At 37.4% G+C, this 1,313-nt stretch carries 1 protein-coding gene; it reads left to right on the forward strand.

Annotated features, from left to right (window positions below; translation table 11 throughout):
- Positions 1-88 precede the first annotated feature (88 nt).
- On the forward strand, positions 89-1,270 hold the full coding sequence (locus tag RM549_RS19325) for an integrase core domain-containing protein (RefSeq protein WP_311687751.1): 1,182 nt from the start codon (positions 89-91) through the stop codon (positions 1,268-1,270).
- Positions 1,271-1,313 lie beyond the last annotated feature (43 nt).

The raw sequence follows: 1,313 nt of genomic DNA on the forward strand, positions 1-1,313 counted from the left end.
GGTACGGTAAAGGGACATCCTTTACAGAGTTAAAGGGACATAGTTTACACTTTTAAGATTCATAAATTACTTCAAAAAGTGATTTATCATGGTCTGGAAAGCAAAAACTAAAATGGAACAAAAGGTAGAATTTATTCATGAATGGTTAACTCAGAAGTACACCATTACAGAGCTTTGTAAGTCATTTAATATATCCCGGCCTACTGCTTACAAGCTTATTTCCAGGTATGAAAAAATGGGATTATCAGGGTTAATTGAGCAAGAAAGAACTCCAATAAATCATCCCAACAGGACCGATAAAAAAGTTGAAGATTCGATTCTAAAATTGAAAAACAAACACCTGCTTTGGGGTGCCAAAAAAATTCGGATTTTGTTGTTTAAACAATACCCTGAAGAACTTATTCCAAGTGTGGTCACGGTTCACAACATCCTCTCCAGAAATGGCCTGGTTAAACCTCAAAAGCGAAGTCGAAGGGTCAAGCCGGTTTTTCCCATTTTTGATCCTAAGAAGTGCAATGAAGTTTGGAGCGCAGACTATAAAGGGAAGTTTTTAATGGGTAACAAAATATACTGTCACCCGCTTACCATTGCTGATTCTAAGAGCAGGTTTTTGTTTACGGCAAAAGGACATTACAAAGAGAATTTTTTATCTGTTAAGCAAGAGTTTACGCAGGTTTTCAGGAAATATGGTATCCCTAGACAAATACATACTGACAATGGAAGTCCGTTTGGATCTGTGTCTGCTATTCAAAGATATACCAGGCTATCCTACTGGTTTATCGAGCTGGGAATTGATCCGGTTTATTCCGATCCTGCACGACCAGATCAAAATGGTCGTCACGAGCGTATGCACCGTGATTTAAAGGCAGCTTGTGCCAAACCTTCATCATTTGACCTGAAGGCTCAACAACGTAGTTTAAATCGATTTGTAAAAGAATATAATCATGTTAGACCTCATGAATCTTTAGGGATGAAAACACCTGCAGATTGCCATGATTTTTCCACCCGACCTTACCCTGAAAAGATCCGAAATTATGACTATCCCTCAACAATGAAAGTGATGAAAGTATGTCAAAATGGATCATTGCGTTGGAAGTCGGTTTATTGGGTATTTTTAACCTCAGGACTTAAGGGAAAATACATTGGTGTCGAAGACCAGGGAAATGGAATCTGGAGGGTATTTTACAGAGAAGTTTTTTTAGGTTACTTTAATGAAAAGAAAATAAGAGATAAACAAGTATCAATTAGGCTAAGTCAGAATCTAGTGTAAAGCATGTGACTTTAACTTTGTAAACTATGTGCCTTAACGAACA

Source organism: Autumnicola patrickiae, assembly GCF_031846525.1.
GTDB lineage: Bacteria > Bacteroidota > Bacteroidia > Flavobacteriales > Flavobacteriaceae > Autumnicola > Autumnicola patrickiae.

Coding starts and splice junctions, on each gene's coding strand:
- RM549_RS19325 (WP_311687751.1), top strand. CDS start 89: ATGGTCTGGAAAGCAAAAACTAAAATGGAACAAAAGGTAGAATTTATT.